The sequence below is a fragment of the Actinomycetes bacterium genome (assembly GCA_036000965.1).
Classification (GTDB): Bacteria; Actinomycetota; CALGFH01; order CALGFH01; family CALGFH01; genus DASYUT01.
Genome location: DASYUT010000053.1, coordinates 14,254 through 32,422, shown reverse-complemented (window position 1 = coordinate 32,422; position 18,169 = coordinate 14,254). Strand labels below are relative to the sequence as shown.

The following is an 18,169-nucleotide window of genomic DNA, read 5'->3' as shown; positions in this document are numbered from 1 at the left end:
GTCACCGCTTGACCGCGCGCAGCACGATGAGCCGAGAGGCCCGGAAGACCCGCTGACGCCCGCTGATCAGGTTGGTCACGTCGTAGGCCGGGTCGTCGGTCCCGGAGCTGGCCACCCGCCCGGTCACCTTCCAGGTCCCGGACTCGCCGCTGCCGGGCCGCCTGACCTTGACCTCGCTGCCCTTCTCGATGGGCTCTGCCTGCGTCTGCGACATGTACGTCCTCCCGTCCATGGGCCTTTGATCCGGTCACGGCGCCCGGAGGCTACCCGTTTCGCCGAGCACGATCACTGTGGTGACGTCGGGCCGGCCGTCGAGCCAGGCCGAGGTCACCGCAGTGACGGTCACGGTCTGATAGCTGTCGGTCTCGTCGCGGTAGCCGAGACCAGCCTCCACCGGGGTCTCCGGCGGGAACGCCTGCAGGGCCCGGACGAGCTGACCGACGTTGGTGACGGTCGCCTGGTCGAGCAGGCTGGTGGTCTCTCCCATTCGCTGGCCCCTCCCTCCCGGCCACCCCGCCTGCGCGATGGACACGCAGGACACGGTACTCGAACACGTGTTCGGATGGTACTCCCCCGGCGCGGTCCCGTCCACGGACAGGGCCCACCCGCCAGGCGTGGCAGGCCGGCTGGCGCAGCGCCCGCACCGGCCGAGCCGATCCGGCCCCACCCCGGGAACCTGTAGGCTGCGACCGCGTGGGAGGAGCAGCGATGACGCATCCAGTCCTGGACGCGATCCCCGGGTGGCGCTGGTGAGCGTCGGGGCTTCCAGCCGAGCGCCTCGGGCCGCCCCGTAGGCTGCGGGCGTGGCCGACCTCGGGCTCCCCCAGATCGCCATCCTGGCCGGCGCGGCTCTCGTCGCCGGGGCCGTGAACGCGGTCGCCGGGGGCGGGTCGCTGGTCTCGTTCCCCGCCCTGCTCGCGGTCGGCTACCCCGCGCTTGACGCCAACGTCACCAACACGGTCGCGCTCTGCCCCGGCTACCTCGGCGGCACCCTGGGCTACCGCCGGGAGCTCGCCGGCCAGGGTGCCAGGGTCCGCGCCCTGGGCGCGATCAGCGCCGGCGGCGCCGTGCTCGGCGCCTTCCTGCTGGTCGTCAGCTCGGCTGAGTTGTTCGAGCTGATCGTGCCATTCCTGATCTTCCTTGCATGCGGGCTGCTTGCGGTGCAGCCGCGGCTGGCCCGGTTCGTGCAAGCCCGCCGGGAGCGCGACGGCGGCGGGCCGCACCGGGTCGCCCTGTACGCCAGCCAGTTCCTGGCCGCCGTCTACGGCGCCTACTTCGGCGCCGGGGTCGGCATCATGATGCTCGCCATCCTCGGGATCTTCCTGACCGACAGCCTGCAGCGCCTGAACGCCCTCAAGGGGCTGCTCTCCCTGCTCATCAACGTCATCGCCGCGGTCTGGTTCGCGTTGTTCGCCGAGGTGGCCTGGCTCGCCGTGGCCGTCATGGCCCTGGCCAGCCTGCTCGGCGGCCAGGCCGGGGTCGCCCTCGCCCGCCGCCTGGACGACCGCGTGCTCCGCGCCCTGGTCATCGCGTTCGGCCTGGCCGTCGGCCTGCGCCTGCTGCTGTCGTGACCGTCGTCGACCCGGGTGAGGCGAGGCGAGGTCGTCTGACCGCCCGCCACGTCGAGGTCGTCTGACCGCCCGCCACGTCGAGGCCGGAGCGCTCGAGCGAGCATTGCAAACGCCACCAGACCGCACTGTACCCGCGGACGGTGCGCCTGCTACGGTTCGCGCAATGAACGAGCCGGACAGGCGGGACCCGCGATGAAGGCAGGCGGGGAGTGGCGGCTCGGCGCCCCCTGGGGGCCGTCCGCGCGCCGGCTCGCCGTGGTGCTGCTGGCCGCCTCGGCCCTGGCCACGGGAGCGGCCTGGTACGGCAACGGCGTCCAGGGGAGCCCGCCGCAGCGGCCGCCACCCGCGTTCTACCAGCTCCCCGACCCGCTGCCGCTCCCGGAGGGCGCGCCCGGCCAGCTCATCCGGGCCATGCGGATCGCCGGGCCCGCGGCGCCGGCCGGCGCCCGGGCGTGGGCGATCCTGTACCACTCCCGCAGCGCCGACGGCCGTGACGTGGCCGTGTCGGGCCTGGTGGTCGCGCCGTCCCCCAAGCGGGGGCGGGCGCCGGCCGGCGCCCGCCCGGTGGTGGCCTGGGCGCACGCGACGGCCGGGCTGGCCGACCGGTGCGCCCCCTCGAGCCGCGGACTGGCCGGGCTGCGCGCCTTCGGCAGGGTCTGGCTGGCCAGGCTCCTCGACCGGGGCTACGTGGTCGTCGCCACCGACTACGAGGGGCTCGGCACCCCGGGCGTCCACCCCTACCTGGTCGGGAAGAGCGAGGGTCACTCGGTCCTGGACGCGGTCCGGGCCGCCGGCCAGCTCCGCGCCGCCAGGGCGGGCGGCCGGGTCGCGCTCTGGGGGTTCTCCCAGGGCGGGCACGCGGTGCTCTGGGCCGGCCAGCTCGCCCCGTCCTACGCGCCCGAGCTGCCGCTCGCCGGCCTGGTGTCGGTCTCGCCCGGCGGCGCCCTGGCTGCGCTGGACCGGGAGCCGTTCCACCCCGCGCCGCTGCGCACCACCGAGTTCGGCGTCCTGATCGCGACCGCCTGGCACGAGGTCTACGACGCCCCGCTCGACATCCTCACCCCGGCGGGCCGGGCCGCGGCCGAGCGGCTGCTCACCGCCTGCCCAGGGTCCAACCAGGGCGGCGAGCCCGCCCTGGCCCGGGACCCGCGCAAGGTCGGCCCCTGGCCCGGCCTGTTCGCCAGCAACGCCCCGGGCCGCGCCCGCGTGGACGCGCCGGTCCTGGTGGTGCAGGGGGCCGCGGAGGGGACCGCGCCCACGGCCGTGGTGCGCGCCCTGACCGCGCGCCTCTGTGAGCTGGGCGGCAGGCCCCGGCTCAGCGTCTACCCGGGCGTCCACCACGGCAAGGTCATGGAGGCGAGCGGCCCGGACGTGCTGGCCTGGATCGACGCCCGCCTGGCGGGCGTGCCGGCGGGCAGCTCCTGCCCGGCCTGACCGCGCACGGGCCCGAGCCGGCCAGGTTGACGCCGGCGCTGAAGCCCGCGACCACGCCCTCGGACCGCAGCCACTCGAGCCGGGTGTAGGCGTTCGCCCGGGAGCTGCCGACCCGGTCGGCGAGGGCGGCGACCGACAGGCTAGGATGGAAGCGCGATCTCACTCGGCTGGGCGATGCTGCCCCGCGCTCGTCGCCGCGCCGGGCTTGGCCGGCCGAAAGGAGCGCCCCATGACCCAGCAGCAGGCCAGCGACCCGCTCGCCCTCACCGGCTTCGAGGCGATCGAGCTGTGGGTCGGCAACGCCAGGCAGGCGGCCCACTTCTACCGCACCGGGTACGGCTTCACCCCCGTCGCCTACGCCGGTCCCGAGACCGGCGTGCGCGGCCGCGCCTCCTACGTGCTCGCCCAGGGCTCGGTCCGGCTCGTGCTCACCACCGCCCTGACCCCGGACTCCCCCATCGCCGAGCACGTGGCCAGGCACGGCGACGGCGTGCGCGACGTCGGCCTCGGCGTGCTCGACGCCGGGCGCGCGTTCGAGGCGGCGGTGGCCCGGGGCGCCACCCCGGTGCTCGAGCCGGAGGAGCTCAAGGACGAGCACGGGATACTCCGCCGGGCCGCGATCGCGACCTACGGCGACACCGTCCACACCCTGGTCGACCGGAGCGACTACACCGGCCCCCACGCGCCCGGCTACGCCGCCTGGGCGGTGGTGCCCGACCCGCTGCCCGTGGTCGGCCTGGAGGCCGTCGACCACGTCGTGGGCAACGTGGAGCTCGGCCGGATGGACGCCTGGGTCGACTTCTACGAGCGGGTCATGGGGTTCACCCAGCTCGTGCACTTCGACGACGAGGCGATCTCGACCGAGTACTCGGCGCTGATGAGCAAGGTCGCCTGGGACGGCACCGGGCGGATCAAGTTCCCGATCAACGAGCCGGCCAAGGGTCGCAGGAAGAGCCAGATCGACGAGTACCTCGAGTTCTACCGGGGGCCGGGGGTGCAGCACGTGGCCATCGCGACCTCCGACATCGTCGCCACCGTGCGCGCCCTGGCGGCCAGAGGCATCCAGTTCATGCGGGTGCCCGACACCTACTACGACGACCTGGCCGAGCGCTTCGCCGACCTCGACCTCGACGTCGGCGCCCTGCGGGAGCTGGGCATCCTGGCCGACCGGGACGACGAGGGCCACCTGCTGCAGATCTTCACCAAGATGAACCAGGACCGGCCCACGGTGTTCTTCGAGATGATCGAGCGCCACGGCTCGCGGGGCTTCGGCGAGGGCAACTTCAAGGCGCTGTTCGTGGCCCTCGAGCGCGAGCAGGAGGCCCGCGGGAACCTCTGACCTCCCCGGCCCCCGCCCGCGGGAACCTCTGACCGCACCACCCCGGCCCGGGCCCGCCGCGGGAACCTCTGACCGCACCACCCCGGCCCGGGCCCGCCGCGGGAACCTCTGACCGCCCCCGGCCCCGGCCCCGGCCCGCAGGCCCGGGTCAGGGCCGGGTGCCCGGGTCAGGGCCGGGTGCCCTGGTCAGGGCCGGGGGGCGACCTCGGCCAAGCGGTGGTCGAGCACGGGGTCGAGGCTCGGGTCGGGGTCGTGGCCGGCCGGGGCGCGCTCGATCCGCAGCTCGATGCCGCGGCCGTCCAGCTCCATGGTGGCGACCTGGTTGTCGAACCAGGGCCCGCGCAGGACCCGCCAGCCGATCGCGGGACGACGGGCGCCGGCCAGGCGTGCGAGCGCCCGCCCGATCCGCTCCCCCGCCGGGGTCATCGCCAGCCGGTGCACCCGGCGCATGCTCGGCTCCAGCGCGTTGCGGAGCGGCGAGCAGACCACCTGGTAGACCTTGCTCTCGAGGCGGGTGCCGGGCGGGTCGTCGACCCTGGCCAGGTAGGCGTGGTGGACGTCGCCAGACAGCACCACGACCGACGAGGGCGCCGGGCCCCGGCGGCCGCTCGCCACCTCCACGAGCAGGCCGGCGAGCCGGTCGAAGGAGCGGCCGAAGGCGGCCCAGTGCTCGAGGTCGGCCGCCTGGCGGAGGCGCTCGCCGAGCGTGGCGGCCAGCCGGCCCCAGACGCCGGCGCAGACCGCCTCGTTCCACGCCTCCAGGTGGTGGGTGCCCGGCGCGAGCAGGAACGGCAGCGAGGTGGCGACCAGCAGGTGGTCGAACTGCCCGGTCATGCGCTGCTCGACCCAGCGCCACTCCTCCGGGTCGAGCATGTCCCGGTTCTGCTCGTCGAGCACCCGCCCGCAGCGGGAGTCGATCACCAGCAGCCGGGTGGTGCCGAAGTCGCGGTGGTAGCTCCAGCGGGTCCCCTCGGTCTCCTGGTCGGCCTCGGCGGCGAACCGGCGCAGCAACGGCCCGGCGTCCTCGGCCGCCCGCACCTTGGCGTACACCGGGTCGTCGGCGAGCTCGGCGGGCGAGAGGTTGCCGAGCTGCTGGTAGATCCAGTAGGCGGCCAGCCCGCTCTCGATCCGCTCCTGCCACCAGGGCTCGGCCCGCATGGTGGCGAGCCAGGCAGCCGAGGTGTTCCAGTCGTCGTGGACGTCGTGGTCGTCGAAGATCATCGCGCTGGGCACGGTCGACAACAGCCAGCGCAGCACCGGCTCGCTCCACGCCTCCCGGTACAGGTGGGTGTACTCCTCGAAGTCGGCGACCTCCTCCCCGGGCGGCTGGCTGGTGTCGCGCCGCTCGCGGATGAACTCGCGGGTGCCCGGGGAGGTGTCGTCGGCGTACACCTGGTCGCCGAGCAGGAACAGCGCGTGCGGCCAGGCATCGGGCGGCTGCTCGAGCATGCGCAGCGCGAAGGTGCGCAGGGCGTCGACCTCGCGGCCGCGCTTGTCGACGTGCTTGGGCAGCGTGTAGGGCGGCTCGTGGGGCGCGGCGACCCGGCAGGAGCCGAACACCAGCCTGAGCGGCCGGCCTTTGCCCTCCGGGTCGAGGGTGCGGATGGAGCTGGGCGGGAAGCGGCCGCCCGGCTCGGGCCAGACCGGCTCGCCGTCCAGGAGCACCTCGTACTCGTAGGCCCGGCCCGGCTCGAGCCCCTCGACCAGCACGAGCCCGTAGTGGTGGCCCTCGACGTGGAAGGTGGCGGCGCGGTGGCCCAGCACCTCGACCTCGCAGGGGCCGTCGGTCTCCACCCAGACGGTCGCCTGGGCCTCGCCGACGTAGCGAAGCAGCGGTCCGAGCACGAGTCCTCTCATGGTTGCCTAGCCTATCCACCCGGGCCGGCCGTCAACCTGCTCGACCGCCACCGCACCGGGCGGGCCGTCAACCCCGGACCACCCGGGCCGTCAGCCCTCCGGACCGCTGCGGTGGCGGTCGAGCAGGCCGAGCAGCAGGGCGACGGCGGCGACCGCGGCGGCGACGCCGGCGGCGTCAAGGACCACCCCGACGTCGGGCCCCGGCGACGCGGTGAGCAGGGCGGCCGCGCTCAGGGCCTCGGCGGCCAGCACCACCCCGAGGATGGTCGCCAGCCGGTGGACGGGCAGCTCGCGGGCCTGGCGCGCGGGCGGGCGCTGCTCGATCGACCAGTAGGCCAGCTCGGCCATGAGGAACAGCGCGGCCCCGGCCACCGGGGCACCCTCGTCCACCCGGCGCGGCTGGGCGAGCAGGCAGAGCAGGTAGCCGAGCACCAGCGCCCACAGCACCCAGCCGACCCCGGGCGCCCAGGCCTGCACCAGCGACCAGGCGAGCAGCACGCCGGCGAGCAGCGCAAGGGTCACCGCGGCCGGGGCGAGCAGCCCCTGGCTGCGGCTCACCACGACCACCACCACCGCCCAGCCCGCGAGCGAGCCGGCGGCGGTCGTCACCCGCGCACCTGGCGCGCGTACCGCCGGAATGCCGCCACCTCCTCCAGGGCCGACTCCAGCCCCACCCCGTCCCGCCACTCGGCCACCGCGACGCCGAGCCGCTCGTAGCGCGCCCGCACCGCCTCGCGCTCCAGCCGCCACAGGCGCACGGCCAGCTCGCCGAGCTCGCCCTCGCCGGGCTCGGTCAGGCCAAGCGGGGAGACCTCGACGATCACCAGGTCGAAGCCGCGGGCGTGCAGGTCGAGCATGATCGCCCGGCCCCGCTCGTCGAGCAGGGGCGTGAGCGCGATCACCAGCGCCCTGGGCGGCAGCGTGCGGGGTGGGACCAGGCCGATCCCCTTGTCGACGAAGCTGGGCGAGGCGTCGGCCTCCAGCAGCGCCTCCACCACCCGGTGGAGGTGGGCCGGGCCGGTCCCCGGCACCAGCCACCGGAGCGTCCCGCCCAGCCGGACCAGCCCGACCCGGTCACGGCCGTCCAGGTAGCGGGCGGCCAGCGCGGTCGCCGCCCTCACGGCGTCGTCGAGGGTGGACCCGGCCGCCGAGCGCGCCTCCGCGAAGGTGTCGAGGAACAGCACGATGTCGGTGTTGCGCTCCGGGTGGGCGTCGTTGACCCAGAGCGCGCCCTGGCGCGCGCTCGCCCGCCAGTTCACCCGGCGGACCCGGTCTCCGGGCACGAACGGGCGCAGGTCGGCGAACTCGATGCCGTCGCCCTTGGTCCGCGCGACCTGGTTGCCCACGGTGACCCGGGTGTCGCGCGGCCGGACCAGCCCACGCAGGGTGCGCGCGCCCGGGTAGACCCGCAGGGGCACCCGCCGGTCGACCCGGGCCTCGAACTGGAACAGCCCGAACCGGTCGCGGACCCGCAGCCACGCCTCCCCCACCCCGTACAGGCCCCACCGGACCCCCCGGACGACGTACTCCAGACGGGCCACCTCGCCATCGGCCAGCCGCAGCGCGGTCGGGTTCGCCGCCCCCTCCAGGGTGAGCCCCTGGGGGACGGCGACGAGCACCTCGACCTGCTCGAGCGGGGCATGCGCGCACACCTCGACGTGGAGCGGGACGCCCTCGCCCTCCACGGCGCGCTCGTCGGCGAGGGTGAGGCCGACGCTGGCCGCGGGCGCCGGCGACCGGATCAGGCCGTACAGCAGCAGCACCGCGAACGGGGCGACCAGCGCGACCAGCTCGGGCAGGCCGCTGGCGAGCGCGCCGAGCAGCCCGAACGCCACGACCGCGGTGTACGCGCCCAGCTTGTGGGTCGGGTAGCGGGTCATACCCCGGACGGGCGGGGCGCGGCGACCGCGGCCGGGGTGGGCGTCTGCCCGAGGCACTCGGCGACCACGTCCTCGCCCCGGACCCGCTGGGCCCAGAGCTCGGGCCGGAGCACCAGCCGGTGCCCGAGCGCGGGCGCGGCGACCGCCTTGACGTCCTCGGGGGTGACGAAGTCGCGTCCGTCCAGGACCGCCCGGACCCGGGCGAGCTTGAGCAGCGCGAGGGTGCCGCGGGGGCTCGCCCCCACCCGGACCCTGGGGCTGGTCCGGGTGGCCGTCACCAGGTCGACCATGTACCAGCCGACGCTGTCGTCGACGAACACCTCCTCGACCGCCCGCTGCATGGCCAGCAGGGTGGCCCGGTCGATCACCGGGTCGAGGGCGACGTCGTCGGAGCGCCGCTCGATGCGGCGCCGGACCAGGCCCAACTCGTCCTCCCGGTCCGGGTAGCCGACCCCGGCCCGGAGCAGGAACCGGTCGAGCTGGGCCTCGGGCAGCGGGTAGGTGCCCTCGTACTCGACCGGATTCTGGGTGGCCAGGACCAGGAACGGCCGCTCGAGGGGCCGGGTCACCCCCTCGATGGTGACCTGGCGCTCCTGCATCGCCTCGAGCAGGGCGGCCTGCGTCTTGGGGGGTGCACGGTTGATCTCGTCGCCGAGCACCAGGTTGGTGAACACCGGACCCGGTCGGAACTCGAACTCGCTGGTGCGCTGGTTGTAGATGGACGAGCCGGTGATGTCGGACGGCATCAGGTCGGGGGTGAACTGGATGCGGGCGAAGTCCAGGCTGAGCACCTGCGCGAACGACCGGGCGATGAGCGTCTTGGCCAGCCCCGGGAAGTCCTCGATGAGCACGTGGCCGTCGGCCAGGATGCCGCACAGCACCAGCTCGAGCGCCGAGCGCTTGCCGACCACGGCCCGCTCGACCTCGTCGAGGGCCTTGCCAGCGCCGGCCGCCACCTCGGCGAGGTCCATGGGCACTCAGATCGCCTCGAGCCGGTCGAGCAGGTCCATGGGCACTCAGATCGCCTCGAGCCGGTCGAGCATGGCCCCCAGGGCGGCTGGGGTGGCGCCCGGGGCGGTCTGGTCGGCGGGCGGGCGGCGGTCGGCCCGGACCAGCTCCCACAGGTCCGGGCCGAGTGCCGCGGCGGCTGCGGCCGGGTCGCCGTCCAGGGAGATGCCCCGGCGGGCTGCCAGGCGCAGCTCGGCGACCTCCCGGAGCACCGGGCGGACCCGGGCGTGCAGGTCGGCCTCGCGCATGGTCGCGAAGTACAGCGCCTGCTCGAGCCGGCGCAGGTCCTCGGGGCGGCCTGGCTCCCCGGTGCCGCGCCGGGCGGCCCGGTCGTAGGGCGACCGCCGGGGCCGCAGCTCCTCGGTGCGGGTCCGGTAGCCAAGCCGCAGTACCAGCAGCACGGCCAGGCCGAGCAGCCACACCCGGCCGAGCACGGGCCGGTCGGGGGCGAGCGCGCGCAGCACGGCCATCCCGGAGGCGGCCGCCACGCCGAGCGCCGCCCACGTGGCGACCCGCCGGATGGTCGGCGCTGCCTTCCGCCTGCGTGGCGTCGGGGTGGCGCCGGCCCGGGTCATGCCGCGGCCCCTTCCCGGGTCATGCGGCGGCCCCCTCCCGGGTCATGCGGCGGCCCCCTTGAGGTCGTCGCGGACCGCGGCCAGTGCCTGGACCGCGTCCTGCCTCATGCCCTCGTCCACCGCATGCTGGCTGAACTTGGCCCGCTCGAACAGCTCGGTCAGGGCGGTGGCGGACCCGGCCGAGACCCGCAGGCCGGCCAGGGCGCGGGCCAGGTACTCGAGCGGCGCCTCGGCCGGGGCGCGCGGGATCCCGTGCGCGGCCAGGGTCAGCTCCATGGTCGCATAGGCGGCGATCACCGCCTGGCGCGGGTCCAGCTCCCCCTGCAGCTGGTCGAGGGACCGCTCGATCGCCGCCGACAGGTCCTCTGCCACACCGGCCAGGCCCAGCCCGGCCTCCCGCCGGCGCCGCCGTTGCCAGGTCACCACCAGCACGGCGAGCCCGGTGACCGCGCCGGCCAGCGCGAGCGCCTCGAGGCCGAGCACCCGCGGGGACCGTTCCGTGGCCGGCCGGCCGGCAACCGGGGCGCTCTGGGCCGGCGGGTCCTCCGGCCGGCCACCGCTGCCCCCGCCGCCGCGCCTGGCCCAGTCGGGGAGCTCCACGCCAGCCAGGATCACGCAGACCAGCAGCAGGGCCGCCACCCCGACCAGTCCCCGCCAGGGCTTGCGCTTCCTGGGCGCCGTGAGCCCCCGGCGGCGCCAGGCCTGGCTGGCCAGCAGTGCCACCTGCACCAGCCCGAGCACCAGGACCACGCCGTAGAACGAGACGAGTAGCCGGGGCGAGGCGACCAGCGGGCCCCGGGCCGGCCCGGACGCGTCCGGCCGCTGGTTGCGGCTGGCGACCGCGACGACCCAGAGCAGGACGGCGAGGGCGGCGAGGATCGCCGCCGTGCGCGCCGGCGACGGCCGGGGGCCGTCCCCGCCGCGCTCCCGCTCGTCCACGAGGCCTCCTCATGGCCCGGGGCGGCAGCGCCCGGGCGCTCAGGGGAGAGAATGGCACGCCGCGCTGCCGCCGGGGATAGCTGGACGCGGATTATTAGCTGCGGCTCAGGCGGCTGCGGCGCGGCATCAGCCCTGGCCCTCGGCCCCGGGCGACCAGCCCGGGGTCCCAGCCGGCCAGGCGGGCGCCGTCGCGCGGTCCGCCATCCCCGGTACCTCCAAGCTCGGGCGCTGCCCCCGAGGGACGTTGCCACGGCATGCCCTGCCCGGGTCGCGGCTATCCTGGCCAGGAGGCCGGCCCAGGCCCCCGCGCTTCAGGCGAGCGGGGCGGGTGCGCGGCCTTGGTTCGATGTGGGGGGAGCGAGCTCCCCCCGGTCCCCCAAGAGCGCCTGTGCCATGGCCAGGGGGATCCCGAAGGGCGCCTGTGCCATGGCCAAGGGGATCCCGAAGGGGCGCCTGTGCCAGCTTCTGGGGACCCGTGGTCCTCGTTCGATGGGGGGAGCTCGCTCCCCCCCACGGCCCCCCCAACAGCGCCGGTGCCATGGTCCGCCGGGTGCCGCGGGCGAGGTGGTACCGGTGGGTCAGCGCTTGTGGGAGACCATCGAGGCCTCGTCGAGCAGCGCGTAGAGCTCCTCGGCGGCAGCCGAGCCGAACGGGTGCCTGCTGTCGCGACTCTGCTTCCTCGCGTTCCACCAGGCGGCCATCTTCGTCAGCTGCATGGTCCCCCTCCTTCTCCTTGGGCGCTGGTCACCGGCCGGGGGCCGGCGGCGCCGGTGCGGCGCATCGACACGCCCAAGCATGAGGCCGCTCGGTAACGATCTGGCTGAGCCGCCCAACCGGAGTGGTCACGGAAGGTCACGACTTGGACCGGCCTGGCCTCCTCACGCAGGCCCGGCCAGCGGCACTTGCCCGCCCGGCCAGTGGATCCCCGGCTTTCCGACTACCCTGGGACAGGACGACCGCGGCGCAGACACTTGACCGGGGGCTCAAGAGGGTTGCGCGCGGCGGGGCGGGACGCCAGCATCCGGGGCATGAAGCCGTTCGTGGTCGCGCGCAACCCCGAGGACGGGACCAAGCTGCCGTACCTGGTCCGCCTGCCGATCGAGGGCGGGCTGGTCCTGAAGTGCGGGGCGCCCTGGCCGGTCACGGCGCGCGTGTACTGCCACCCCTACGAGCACGCCTGGCCGGCCGACGCCGACGTTGTCGACCACGCGCCGGTCCGCTCGTGCGAGCGCCGGGGGCCGGCGATCGACCTGGTGCTGGCCCGGGGCCGGAACTTCCGCTCCCAGTTCGTGTTCACCTCGCTGCGCGGCGGTCGCCCGGCCATCTTCTGGCAGACGGCCAAGGTGGCCAGGGCGGCCAGGCCCGGCGTGCGGGTGCCGGCCCGCCGCGCCTCAGGCGCCGAGCAGCTGGAGCTTCTGGTCGACACGCGCGAGCGGTACCCGTTCAAGTTCGCCCGCCAGCAGGCGTCGACCGTCCGCCGCGCCCTGCCGGCCGGCGACTACGGTGTGGAGCGGGACGGCGAGGTGCTCGCCGTGGTCGAGCGGAAGGCCGTCGACGACTTCACCCGGAGCCTGGCCGACGGCTCGCTCGCCTTCGAGCTGGCCCACCTGGCCGCGATGGACCGGGCCGCGGTGGTGGTCGAGGGCAGGTACGGGGCGCTGCTCAGGCAGGAGCACGTCCAGCCGGGCTGGCTGCTCGACCTCGTCGCCCGGCTGCAGGTCCGCTACCCGGCCGTCCCGATCGTCTTCGCCGACTCCCGGCCGCTGGCTGAGGAGTGGACGTTCCGGTTCCTGGGCGCCGCCAGCGTGGAGCTGGCGGACCTGGACGGCTGACCGGGCGGGGCTGCCCGCTTCCGCGGGCGGCGGCCGCCCCGGCCGGGGGCCGGCCACGCCCACTGGAAGGCCGCGCGGCCAGCCCGGACCCCTGAGGACCGGCGGAAGGCCGCGGCCAGCCCGGACCCCTGAGGACCGGTCCCTCAGGCCTCGCGGATCGCCCGCCAGCCGAGCAGGCCGCCGAAGCCGATCAGCCCGGCGCCGGCGAGCGCGTCCGCCGCCCGCAGGCTGCGCTCGCCGAGGCGGGGCCGGAGCCCGGCCATGGCCAGCGACAGCACCACGAACCAGGCGAAGCTGCCCACGCCGATGCCCGCGAGCAGGGCCGAGGTGGTGGCCGCGCTGGTCGCGACGCTGGCGGTCGACGCCGCGGCGAACACCCCGGCCCACGAGGCGATGGTGAGCGGGTTGGACGCGGTGGCCACCAGCGAGGTGCGCAGGGCCGACCGGGGCGTGCCGACGTCCCCCTCGACCTCGGCGCCGGCCCGGACCCGGAACGCCGACGCCAGCGTGCGGGCACCGAGCGCCAGCAGCACCCCGGCGCCGACCACGCCGAGCACGACCCGCAACGCCGCGATCCGCAGCAGCTGCGCGGCCCCGGCCACGCCGAGGCAGGCGTAGAGGAAGTCGACCACGGCGGCGCCCGCGCCGATGGCCAGGCCGGACGCGAGCCGCCCACGCAGCACGGTGCGGGCGCAGAGCAGCCAGATCGGCCCGACCTGGGCGCCGACGAGGAAGCCGAGGCCGAGCCCGGCGAAGAGTGCGGTGACCATGCCGGCAGTATCGCGGCCAGCCGGGCCGCGACGCCACGGGATATCCGCGGCCCGCGGGTGCGCGGCCCGCTGGAAGGGACAGCGGGCGGGCTGGCTGCCACGGCCGGCGGGTCTCGGTGCCGGGGGTGGTGCGGCGGTTGGCCGGGGGGCAGAATAGGGGCGTCCCAGAGGTCGAGGTGACGACGGGGGCGGCAGTGCCGAGCGGACCAGGATGCTCGGACCGCGGCCGGGCGCTGGTGGACGCGCTCGGGCTCACCAACCGCGGGATCCAGCTGGAGGCGGCCGCCGAGGGGTTCATCCGGCGGTGCCGGGCCGACGCGCGCGCCTCGGGCGGGCTGGCCAGGGAGGGGCTCCGCGTCTGCGAGGCCTACCGCGGGCTCGCCGACGAGCTGGCCGGCCTCGGCCTGGCCAGCCCGACCGCCACGGCTGTCGTGGCGGTGTTCGAGCATCACATGCGGCTGGTACGGGCGGCGCTCGACCTGGCCTACCGCCCGCAGACCGAGGAGATCGCCGTGCAGCGCGACCGCCTCGCCGACCTCGGCGCCAGCTCCGAGCGGCTGGTCGCGCTGCGCGACCGGCTGGCCGGCGAGGCCCCGGCCGAGCTGCTCGACCCCCGGAAGGGCTGACGCCTGCCGGGGTTCCGCCGGCGAGTCGGTCCAGCAGCTCACGTGGGTGCTGACGTCCCGCAACCGGTGACGCCCCTGGGTTCGCACCAGCTCCTCGAGATTTGCCGGCAGCATCCGGACGCGCTATTGTTTGATCGATCGCTCAAACCGTTCGATCATAGCGTCTGCTCACATCGAACGCTCAGCCTGAGCGCAGGAGGTGCGGCATGCGTGACCATGGTGGCTACCTCGTCGCGGTCTACCTGGCCTACGGCGTGGTCAGCGTCGGCCTGACCGTGTGGCTGGCGCGGACGCTGTTCGCCAGCGGCGCCGTGTTCCTGGAGGACGTCTTCGCCGACCGGCCGGGGATGGCCAGGGCGGTCAACAAGCTGCTGGTGATCGGCTTCTACATGCTGAACCTGGGCTACGCCTGCCTGCTGCTGCGGGCCGAGCAGGCATCCGACACGGTCGGCGCGATCGAGGTGCTCGCCCGCAAGCTCGGCATCCTGCTCGTGTCCCTGGGCGTCCTGCACTTCGTCAACATGTACCTCTTCTACCGCATCCGGCACCGGGCCAGGCTCGAGCAGCTCCCGCCACCCCCGCCCGTGGTGGGGGGTGGGGACGACTGGGGTCCTCCGACGCCGCAGCAGCCGTGGACCCGGCCGGGGGTGCAGGGGTGAGGCGCGCCCGCTCGGCGCCCGGCCCGACGATGTGGTAAGCAGACGGCGTGGGCCGATCGAGAGCGACCAGCGGCGCGCCTGGCGACGTGACCAAGGCGCGGATCATCGACGCGGCGCTGGAGACGATCAAGCGGGAGGGCATCGTCGGCTCAAGCGCCCGCGCGATCGCGCGCACCGGCGGGTTCAACCAGGCGCTGATCTTCTACCACTTCGGCAGCGTCGACGAGGTCCTGCTGGCCGCGGTCGACAAGCTGAGCGCGACCCGCATGGCCAGCTACGAGCAGCACCTGGCCGGCGTCCGCAGCCTGCCCGAGCTGGTCGCGGTCGGCGCCAGGCTCTACGCCGAGGACCTGCGCGACGGCCACATCACGGTGCTGGCCCAGATGCTCGCCGGCTCCTCCTCGTCGCCCGAGTTGAGCCGGCAGCTCCGCGAGCGCTTCACCCCCTGGATCGACCTGGCCAGTGGGGCGATCGCGAGGGCCGTCGCCGGCACCCCGTTCGAGCAGGTCCTGCCCGTCGACGACCTCGCCTTCGCGGTCACCTCGCTGTTCATGGGGATCGAGCTGCTCGACCACCTGGACGACGACCGCGCCCGCGGGCAGGCGGTGTTCGGCACGGTCGAGCTGGTGGCCCGTCTCATGGAGAGCTTCGCCGGCCCCAGCGCCCCAGCCGGCGACCGCCAGACGGGACCGGCCTGACCAGAACACCTGCCTGAAGCACGAGGCCCAGCTGGCGGACCGCGCCAGCCCACGCCGGGCAGCCTGAGCCCGCCACGCCGGGCGGCCTGAGCCCGCCACGCCGGGGGGCGGCCTGAGCCCGCCACGCCGGGCAGCCTGAGCCCGCCACGCCGGGTCACGCCGGCTGCAGCCGACCGGTCACGAGGGGTCCGTCGAGCAGGGCGCTGATCGCCTCCGGCTCGAGCGGCCGGGCGAAGTGGTAGCCCTGGCCGAGCAGACATCCCAGCTCGGCGAGCCGGTCGGCCTGCTCGGCCGCCTCGATCCCCTCGGCGACGGTCTCCAGGTCGAGCGTCCGGCCGATCTGGATGATCGCGCGGGCCACCGCGGTCTGGTCGGGACCGCCGGTCACGACGTCGATGAACGACTTGTCGATCTTGACCACGTCGATCGGGAACCGGTGCAAGTGGGAAAGCGACGAGTAGCCGGTCCCGAAGTCGTCGAGCGCGAACCGCACGCCGAGCCGGCGCAGCGCCGTCAGGGTGGCGGTGATCTCGTCGGCCGAGTCGACCAGTGTCGTCTCGGTGATCTCGAGGACCAGGTGCCTGGGATCGAGCCGGCTGTCGTCCAGCGCCTCGGCAACCTCGGCCACGAGCCCGCGGTGGCGGAGCTGGCGGGCGGACAGGTTCACGCTCAGACCGAGCGACGGGCGGGTCGGGTGGCGGAGCTGCCAGGCCCGCGCCTGGCGGCACGCCTCCCTGAGCACCCACCGGCCGATCGGCACGATCAGCCCGGTCTCCTCGGCCAGCGGGATGAACTGGGCCGGCGAGACCAGGCCACGGCTCGGGTGGCGCCAGCGGACCAGCGCCTCGACCCCGACCATGTCGCCCGCGGGCAGGGTCATGATCGGCTGGTAGAGCAGGGTCAGCTCGCCTCGCTCGACGGCCTGGCGCAGGTCGGTCTCGAGGCGCAGGCGGTCGGTGATGCCGTCCCGCATGGCCGGCTCGAACTCCGCCCACCTGGCCTTGCCGGCCTCTTTGGCCGCGTACATCGCCGTATCGGCGTTGCGGAGCAGCTCCTCGGCGTCGTGGCCGGCCCGGGCGCCGGTGGCCACCCCGATGCTGGCCGTCACCGGGACGTCGGTGCCGTCGACGGCGAGCGGCGCGGTCAGGGCGGCGCCGATCCGGTCGGCGGTGGCCAGGACCTCGTCGCGTGGGGCGCCCTCGAGCAGGACGGCGAACTCGTCGGCGCCGAGGCGGGCGACGGTGTCGGCCGGGCGGAGGCTCTCGGTCAGGCGACCGGCGACGGCCGCCAGCGCGGCGTCCCCCCTGGTGTGGCCGAGGCTGTCGTTGATGGTCTTGAAGTTGTCGAGGTCGACCAGGAGCACCGCGACCTCGTCGCCGTCGCGGGCGCTGGTGGCCAGGGCGTGCTCGATCCGGTCGCGGAACAGGGCCCGGTTGGCCAGCCCGGTCAGCGGGTCGTGGAACATGTGCCTGGTGAGCTGCTCCTCGAACTCCTGCCGCTCGGTCACGTCGCGGACGTTGGACACGATGCCGCGCACGCCCGGGTCGTCGAGCAGGTTGGTGCTCGTCACCTCGAGCCAGCGCCAGGAGCCGTTGGCGTGGGCCATCCGGTACAGGGCGCGCCGGGTCGACCCGGCCCGCCCGAGCAACGCACCCAGGGCTGCCTGGGCGCCGGGCAGGTCGTCGGGGTGCACGGCCTCCATGGCGGTGCGGCCGATCCACCGCTCCGGTGGCTCCCCGAGCACGCGCTCCACGGCCGGGCTCATGTAGGTGATCGTGCCGGCCGCGTCCCCGATGCAGACCACGTCCGAGGCGTTCTGCACCAGCGACCGGAAGCGGGCTTCGCGGAGGGCCAGGTCCTCGGCCAGGCCGACGTTGTCGAGCGCGAGCGCGACCTCGGCGGCGAGCGCCTCCAGCCCGCCGGCGGCCCCGTCCGGGAGCGGCCCGGTGTGGGCGGCGAGGATCGCGCCTTTCAGCGCGCCCTTGGCCCGCAGCGGCACGGTCAGCGCGGCCCGGCCCGAGCCGTCCTCCAGTAGCCCGGCGAGGGCCACGACGTCCCAGCGCGCGGGGTCGCCAGACGCGGCCGGCACGACCGCCGCCTCCGGACGGCCCCCCTCCCGGCCCGCGACAAGGACCGCCTCAGGCGCGCCACCTGCCCGGCCCGGGACCAAGACCGTCTCGGGCGCGCCACCGGCCCGGCCCGGGACCAGGACTGTAGGACCGTCCGGACCGGCCAGGACCAGGCGGAGCTCGACACCGCGGTCGGTCTCCAGCAGGCCGGCGGCCGCCTCGAGCGCGGCCCGGGCGATCACGTCCGCACCGGTGGCGGCGACCAGAGCCCCGCGGGCGCGGGAAAGGATCGTCTCCCGCACCCGCAGCAGGTCGAACTTGGCCAGGGTGGACGCGATCAACCGGACCATCACGACCGTGATGATGACGTTCACGAGCTGGGAGGCGAGCTGGCCGGGGCGGAGCCCACCCGGGCCGGAGACGAGCACGGTGGCGGTCAGCGAGCCGAGCAGGAACAGGGCCGAGGTGCGCAGCGCGGCGGCCGTCGACCCGTAGCTGGCCCGGTAGGCCAGCGCCATGAAGAGCAGCCCGGAGACGTCGAAGCGGGGCCCGGGCACCGTGAGCAGCGCGGCCAGCGCTGCGACTTCGACCGGCAGCACGGCCAGGGGGAAGTCGTCCCGGTCACGGCCGCGCACCCACCACCACCCGAGCCAGCACGCACTCGCCACGGCGGCCACCCGCAGGCCGAGCGGCTGGGCGCCCGCCGTGACCCCGGCCACGACGGCGACCGGCAGGTAGGCGAGCGAGGCCACCAGCAGCAGCCGGCGGAAGCGTGGCAGCAGGCGCTCGGGCAGGACCCGGAAGCGTGTGGGCACGAGGCCGCGCAGCCTGACCAGCCGCGACCGGCTCCCGGTCCGCGGCTGGCTGGACTCGCCCTCGATCGGCATCGCGCTCCCGGCTCCTCCACCCAGG

General features: G+C 75.3%; 18 protein-coding genes. 7 read left to right on the top strand and 11 right to left on the bottom strand.

Features of this window, described 5'->3' with window-relative positions; all coding sequences use genetic code 11:
- Position 1: 1 nt before the first annotated feature.
- Both VG276_03845 and VG276_03840 read right to left on the bottom strand, forming a co-directional pair.
- Positions 2-214 carry a hypothetical protein gene (locus VG276_03845; GenBank protein ID HEV8648536.1) on the bottom strand — a complete coding sequence of 71 codons (213 nt, stop codon included), beginning with the start codon at positions 212-214 and terminating at the stop codon, positions 2-4.
- Positions 215-247: 33 nt separating this feature from the next.
- Positions 248-487 carry a hypothetical protein gene (locus VG276_03840; protein ID HEV8648535.1) on the bottom strand — a complete coding sequence of 80 codons (240 nt, stop codon included), beginning with the start codon at positions 485-487 and terminating at the stop codon, positions 248-250.
- A gap of 316 nt (positions 488-803) precedes the next feature.
- On the opposite strand from VG276_03840, the gene VG276_03835 reads away from it, so the two are divergent.
- The 3 genes from VG276_03835 (at position 804) to hppD (ending at position 4,344) form a co-directional block, all read left to right on the top strand.
- Positions 804-1,571, top strand: coding sequence for a sulfite exporter TauE/SafE family protein (locus VG276_03835; protein ID HEV8648534.1), 768 nt, complete (start codon positions 804-806; stop codon positions 1,569-1,571).
- Positions 1,572-1,763: 192 nt separating this feature from the next.
- Positions 1,764-3,005 (top strand): lipase family protein, encoded by a 1,242-nt coding sequence (locus VG276_03830; GenBank protein ID HEV8648533.1) that lies wholly within the window; start codon positions 1,764-1,766, stop codon positions 3,003-3,005.
- A 229-nt stretch (positions 3,006-3,234) separates the two neighbouring features.
- On the top strand, positions 3,235-4,344 hold the full coding sequence (gene hppD / locus VG276_03825; GenBank protein ID HEV8648532.1) for a 4-hydroxyphenylpyruvate dioxygenase: 1,110 nt from the start codon (positions 3,235-3,237) through the stop codon (positions 4,342-4,344).
- 186 nt (positions 4,345-4,530) lie between these two features.
- On the opposite strand, the gene VG276_03820 is transcribed toward hppD, so the two are convergent.
- From VG276_03820 to VG276_03790, 7 genes are all read right to left on the bottom strand, one after another.
- The gene (locus VG276_03820; GenBank protein ID HEV8648531.1) at positions 4,531-6,201 is read right to left on the bottom strand and encodes an alkaline phosphatase D family protein; all 1,671 of its coding nucleotides are present in this window, start codon (positions 6,199-6,201) and stop codon (positions 4,531-4,533) included.
- Positions 6,202-6,291: 90 nt separating this feature from the next.
- The gene (locus tag VG276_03815) at positions 6,292-6,810 is read right to left on the bottom strand and encodes a hypothetical protein (GenBank protein ID HEV8648530.1); all 519 of its coding nucleotides are present in this window, start codon (positions 6,808-6,810) and stop codon (positions 6,292-6,294) included.
- Positions 6,807-8,081, bottom strand: coding sequence for a DUF58 domain-containing protein (locus VG276_03810; protein ID HEV8648529.1), 1,275 nt, complete (start codon positions 8,079-8,081; stop codon positions 6,807-6,809). The genes VG276_03815 and VG276_03810 overlap by 4 nt, the downstream gene beginning before the upstream one ends.
- A complete protein-coding gene (locus VG276_03805; GenBank protein HEV8648528.1) occupies positions 8,078-9,052 on the bottom strand; it encodes a MoxR family ATPase in 975 nt (324 codons plus the stop codon). The genes VG276_03810 and VG276_03805 overlap by 4 nt, the downstream gene beginning before the upstream one ends.
- Before the next feature lie 45 nt (positions 9,053-9,097).
- Positions 9,098-9,664: a hypothetical protein gene (locus VG276_03800; GenBank protein HEV8648527.1), complete on the bottom strand. Its 567-nt coding sequence runs from the start codon at positions 9,662-9,664 to the stop codon at positions 9,098-9,100.
- A gap of 42 nt (positions 9,665-9,706) precedes the next feature.
- Positions 9,707-10,603, bottom strand: a complete 897-nt coding sequence (locus VG276_03795) for a DUF4129 domain-containing protein (GenBank protein HEV8648526.1) — start codon at positions 10,601-10,603, stop codon at positions 9,707-9,709.
- Positions 10,604-11,181: 578 nt separating this feature from the next.
- Complete coding sequence (locus tag VG276_03790) at positions 11,182-11,319, bottom strand: hypothetical protein (protein ID HEV8648525.1); 138 nt, start codon at positions 11,317-11,319, stop codon at positions 11,182-11,184.
- 312 nt (positions 11,320-11,631) lie between these two features.
- Between VG276_03790 and VG276_03785 the strand changes: the two genes are divergently transcribed.
- On the top strand, positions 11,632-12,435 hold the full coding sequence (locus VG276_03785; GenBank protein ID HEV8648524.1) for an ERCC4 domain-containing protein: 804 nt from the start codon (positions 11,632-11,634) through the stop codon (positions 12,433-12,435).
- A gap of 143 nt (positions 12,436-12,578) precedes the next feature.
- Here VG276_03785 and VG276_03780 read toward each other — a convergent pair whose 3' ends face one another.
- Complete coding sequence (locus VG276_03780) at positions 12,579-13,205, bottom strand: LysE family transporter (protein HEV8648523.1); 627 nt, start codon at positions 13,203-13,205, stop codon at positions 12,579-12,581.
- A gap of 194 nt (positions 13,206-13,399) precedes the next feature.
- Between VG276_03780 and VG276_03775 the strand changes: the two genes are divergently transcribed.
- From VG276_03775 to VG276_03765, 3 genes are all read left to right on the top strand, one after another.
- Positions 13,400-13,831, top strand: a complete 432-nt coding sequence (locus tag VG276_03775) for a hypothetical protein (GenBank protein ID HEV8648522.1) — start codon at positions 13,400-13,402, stop codon at positions 13,829-13,831.
- A 206-nt stretch (positions 13,832-14,037) separates the two neighbouring features.
- The gene (locus tag VG276_03770; GenBank protein HEV8648521.1) at positions 14,038-14,490 is read left to right on the top strand and encodes a hypothetical protein; all 453 of its coding nucleotides are present in this window, start codon (positions 14,038-14,040) and stop codon (positions 14,488-14,490) included.
- A gap of 47 nt (positions 14,491-14,537) precedes the next feature.
- Complete coding sequence (locus VG276_03765) at positions 14,538-15,188, top strand: TetR/AcrR family transcriptional regulator (protein HEV8648520.1); 651 nt, start codon at positions 14,538-14,540, stop codon at positions 15,186-15,188.
- Between the two features lie 154 nt (positions 15,189-15,342).
- On the opposite strand, the gene VG276_03760 is transcribed toward VG276_03765, so the two are convergent.
- Positions 15,343-18,144, bottom strand: coding sequence for an EAL domain-containing protein (locus VG276_03760; GenBank protein HEV8648519.1), 2,802 nt, complete (start codon positions 18,142-18,144; stop codon positions 15,343-15,345).
- Positions 18,145-18,169 lie beyond the last annotated feature (25 nt).

Coding starts and splice junctions, on each gene's coding strand:
- VG276_03785 (HEV8648524.1), top strand. CDS start 11,632: ATGAAGCCGTTCGTGGTCGCGCGCAACCCCGAGGACGGGACCAAGCTG.
- VG276_03790 (HEV8648525.1), bottom strand. CDS start 11,319: ATGCAGCTGACGAAGATGGCCGCCTGGTGGAACGCGAGGAAGCAGAGT.
- VG276_03840 (HEV8648535.1), bottom strand. CDS start 487: ATGGGAGAGACCACCAGCCTGCTCGACCAGGCGACCGTCACCAACGTC.
- VG276_03770 (HEV8648521.1), top strand. CDS start 14,038: ATGCGTGACCATGGTGGCTACCTCGTCGCGGTCTACCTGGCCTACGGC.
- VG276_03780 (HEV8648523.1), bottom strand. CDS start 13,205: ATGGTCACCGCACTCTTCGCCGGGCTCGGCCTCGGCTTCCTCGTCGGC.
- hppD (HEV8648532.1), top strand. CDS start 3,235: ATGACCCAGCAGCAGGCCAGCGACCCGCTCGCCCTCACCGGCTTCGAG.
- VG276_03830 (HEV8648533.1), top strand. CDS start 1,764: ATGAAGGCAGGCGGGGAGTGGCGGCTCGGCGCCCCCTGGGGGCCGTCC.
- VG276_03805 (HEV8648528.1), bottom strand. CDS start 9,052: ATGGACCTCGCCGAGGTGGCGGCCGGCGCTGGCAAGGCCCTCGACGAG.
- VG276_03810 (HEV8648529.1), bottom strand. CDS start 8,081: ATGACCCGCTACCCGACCCACAAGCTGGGCGCGTACACCGCGGTCGTG.
- VG276_03845 (HEV8648536.1), bottom strand. CDS start 214: ATGTCGCAGACGCAGGCAGAGCCCATCGAGAAGGGCAGCGAGGTCAAG.
- VG276_03800 (HEV8648527.1), bottom strand. CDS start 9,664: ATGACCCGGGCCGGCGCCACCCCGACGCCACGCAGGCGGAAGGCAGCG.
- VG276_03820 (HEV8648531.1), bottom strand. CDS start 6,201: ATGAGAGGACTCGTGCTCGGACCGCTGCTTCGCTACGTCGGCGAGGCC.
- VG276_03760 (HEV8648519.1), bottom strand. CDS start 18,144: ATGCCGATCGAGGGCGAGTCCAGCCAGCCGCGGACCGGGAGCCGGTCG.